Annotated in this window: 3 protein-coding genes and 1 pseudogene; 3 read left to right on the top strand and 1 reads right to left on the bottom strand. The window is 74.7% G+C overall.

What is annotated here, in order from left to right; all coding sequences use genetic code 11:
* The 3 genes from AB0O00_RS32850 to AB0O00_RS32840 form a co-directional block, all read left to right on the top strand.
* Positions 1-1,377: helix-turn-helix domain-containing protein (locus tag AB0O00_RS32850; protein ID WP_363658041.1), on the top strand; the 1,377-nt coding region annotated here is incomplete at its 5' end.
* Between the two features lie 240 nt (positions 1,378-1,617).
* Entirely contained in the window at positions 1,618-2,931 is a 1,314-nt protein-coding gene (locus tag AB0O00_RS32845; RefSeq protein WP_363658039.1) for a diaminopimelate decarboxylase, read from the top strand.
* A 33-nt stretch (positions 2,932-2,964) separates the two neighbouring features.
* Complete coding sequence (locus tag AB0O00_RS32840; protein ID WP_363658038.1) at positions 2,965-3,204, top strand: hypothetical protein; 240 nt, start codon at positions 2,965-2,967, stop codon at positions 3,202-3,204.
* A gap of 11 nt (positions 3,205-3,215) precedes the next feature.
* On the opposite strand, the pseudogene AB0O00_RS32835 reads toward AB0O00_RS32840, so the two are convergent.
* Positions 3,216-3,523, bottom strand: a pseudogene (locus AB0O00_RS32835) (hypothetical protein); the annotation flags it as partial.

The following is a 3,523-nucleotide window of genomic DNA, read 5'->3' as shown; positions in this document are numbered from 1 at the left end:
GGCGTGGTCTTCCGCGAGGAGGGCGCCGGAGCGCCGAACGAGGCGCTGCGCGCCGCCGCCACCGAGGCGGGCACGGCGCTGCTCTTCCGCCACAGCTGGGTCGACTGGGTGCAGCTGATCGGCGCCCTGCGGGCGGGACTTGAGGTCGCCGGGGAGGCGGAGATCACCAACGTGCCTCTCGGCGACCTGGACGCCCTCGCCGAGGCACTGGCCCCCCTGGTGGGCGGCGCGGTGACGATCGAGAGCCCGCGCTCGCGCGTGCTCGCGTACTCCTCGAACAACAAGGACGTCGACGACATCCGCCGGGACACCATCCTCGGCCACCAGGTGCCGCCCGAACGGGTGGAGGCGATGCAGAAGAACGGCTTCTTCCACCGGCTGCGCACCACCCCGGGCGCCCTCCACCGCCGTCCGTCCGCGGAGGTCCCCGAACGCGCGGCCATCGCGGTCCGCGCCGGCGAGGAGATCCTCGGCTCGATCTGGGTGGCACCCACGCGCCACCCGCTGCCGCCGACCGTCTCCGAGGCCCTCCAGGCCGCCGCCCGCGTCACCGCCGCCCACCTGCTGTACGACCAGGTGCGCCGCGCCGGGCAGCGCGAGCTCGTCCTGGAGGCGGCCCGCGCCCTGCTGGACGGCCGGGGCTCGGCCGACGCACTGGCGGCCCGCACCGGCCTGCCCCCGGCGCAGCCGTGCGCGGTGCTGGCCATCGCCGCCCCGTCCGCTGCCACCGATGGCCGGCTCGCCCGCAAGGCGGCCGGACACTGCACGCGACAGGGCCACCACACGCTCGTCACGGCCTCCGACCTCGGCGCCCGGGTGCTGCTCGGCGGCCTGGACCGGGACCCGCAGCAGGCCGCCGCGCAGCTGACCCGCCTGAGCGAGTCCCTCGCGCGCGAACTGTCCGAGGACCCCGACCTGCCCGTGCGCATCGGCATCGGCCAGGTCCAAGGCCGCCTCGACCGCGCCGCGGAATCCCGCCGCACCGCCGACCTCGCCCTGCGCGCCCTGCTCGCCACCCGCTCACCCCGGACCCCCGCCCTCACCTTCGCCCGGGCCGCCGAACTGCCCGACACCGTCGCCCTGCTGCACGCCCTGGACGCCCTGCGCGACGCACCGCCTTCCCCGGCGGACAGCTCCGTCGAACGTCTCCGGGCCCACGTGGCACGCACCGGCGAACACGTCCTGCTCGACACCCTGCGCGCCTACCTGGAGCACTCCCGCGACAACGCGAAGGCCGCACGCGCCCTGAACGTCCCCGCCGGCACCTTCCGCTACCGCATGGACAAGGTGCGGAAGGTCTGCGGCATCGACCTCGACGACCCCGACGCCCGCCTGCTCGCCCACCTGCACCTGCGGCTGACGGACCAACAGCGCTGAGCCCCGCCACGCCGGTTCCGTCGCACCGATTCCGTCGCACCGCACGGCGAAACCGCCCCCGAGTCGTCTCCCCGCACCAAAGCGGCAACTGCCCCCCTCGCGCCCACGCCCACGGCGCGGCCCGCGCCCGCGAAATCCGCGTCGTGGGACGAAGACACGTCCCCCCGGCGCCCGGCAGCCTGGTGACAGGGCCCGGAAGACCCCCGGGCCGTCGCCGACGACCGAGCGAGGCAGGGCACCATGACCACCCGACAGCCGTCCTACTGCCAGGCAGCCGAACGCCGCGAACTGGTCCTGCGCGCAGCCGTGCGCCGCCACCTCCTCCACCCCGACGAGGCCCTGCTCGCCGCCTTCGTCGACCTCGACGGCATGGAAGCGAGCGTCACCGACCTGCACCACGCCTTCGCCGACCACCCCGGCGTGCTGCACACCTTCGCCGCCAAGGCCAACAGCCTCGTCCCCGTCCTCGAACGGCTGCGCCGGCTCGGCATGGGCTGCGAGGTCGCCAGCCCCGGCGAGTTCGCCCAGGCGCTCGCAGCCGGCTTCGACCCCGCGCGGATCGTCTACGACTCCCCGGCCAAGACCCGCGCCGAACTCGCCCGGGCCCTGGAACTCGGCGCCGCCGTCAACATCGACAACTGGCAGGAACTCGAACGGGTCGACGCCATCCTGCGCACCCGCGCAACCCGCTCCCGCCTCGGCATCAGGATCAACCCGCAGATCGGCAGCGGCGCGATCGGCGCGATGTCCACCGCCACCGCGACCTCCAAGTTCGGCATCCCCCTCGCCGACGAGGGCAACGCCGAACGGCTCGTCGAGGCCTTCCGCAGGCGCCCCTGGCTCACCTGGATCCACGTCCACGTCGGCTCCCAGGGCTGCCCGCTGGACCTCATGGCCGACGGCGTCGCCAAGGCCGTCGCCTTCGCCGAGCAGATCAACGGCGCACTCGGACGACGGCAGGTGACCGGCATCGACATCGGCGGTGGACTGCCCGTCAACTTCGCCAGCGACACCACCGACCCCACCTACGCCACCTACGCGCAGCGCCTGCGCACCCACGCACCGGCCCTGTTCACCGGCGACTACCGGGTGGTCACCGAGTTCGGCCGCTCACTGCTCGCCAAGAACGGCTTCACCGCCGCCTACGTCGAATACACCAAGACCGCCGGCGGCCGGCACATCGCCCTCACCCACGCCGGCGCCCAGGTCGCCACCCGCACCGTCTTCATGCCCGACGCCTGGCCGCTGCGGATCACCGCACACCACCCCTCCGGCGCCGCCAAGCACGGCGAACCGGTGCCCCAGGACATCGCCGGCCCCTGCTGCTTCGCCGGCGACCTCACCGCCCGCGCCCTGCCGCTGCCCCTCCTGGAACCCGGCGACCTCGTCGCCCTCCTCGACACCGGCGCGTACTACGCGACCACCCACTTCCGGTACAACAGCCTGCCCGAACCCGCCGTCCACGGCTTCACCGTCGACACCGACGGCACCGAGCACTTCGATACACTGCGCCGCGCCGAGACCATCGACCACCTGCTGCCCACCGACCGCTGAATCGCCCTCCCCACAGCCGACTTGAGAGCACTCATGAGCCGATCACGCCGCCGCCCGACCCCTCCCGCAACCCCCGAACCGCCCGGGCGCCGGCTGCGCCCCGCCGACCAGGTCGTGCTGGTCGTGATCCTGCTGATCGCCGCCGCCCTCGCGGTGGCCAAGGTCCCCACCGCCACGACACTCGAACTGCTCGCCGGCGCGGGCGCCGTCGCCGCACACCTGGTACGCACGAGGCCGGCACCCCGGGCCGTCCGCACCCGCCGCCAGCACTGACGGGTCCGGCCTCACACGGCCCCGACGACCCGCCCAACGACGGCCGCGCCCGACTCCGGGTGCGCCCGCAGCCACGCGCCGAGGTGCTCCCCGACGGCCTGTGCGACGCGGGCCCGCACGGCGGCGTTGCCCAGCACGTCCCGCAGCGAGCCGTTGAACTCCGGACGCTCCAGATGCACCGACACGACCGCCGTCAGGCCCGCGCAGACCCGGCCGGCGCCGAGTGCGGCACCGTCCGCCGCGACCACCCCCAGCCCCCGCGCGTACGCGTCGACCGCGGCCGTCACCCCGTCCCGCAAGCCCTCCACGAGTGTGCCGC

The organism is Kitasatospora sp. NPDC093558, from assembly GCF_040683475.1.
GTDB lineage: Bacteria > Actinomycetota > Actinomycetes > Streptomycetales > Streptomycetaceae > Kitasatospora.
This window is presented reverse-complemented; position numbering and strand designations above follow the sequence as displayed.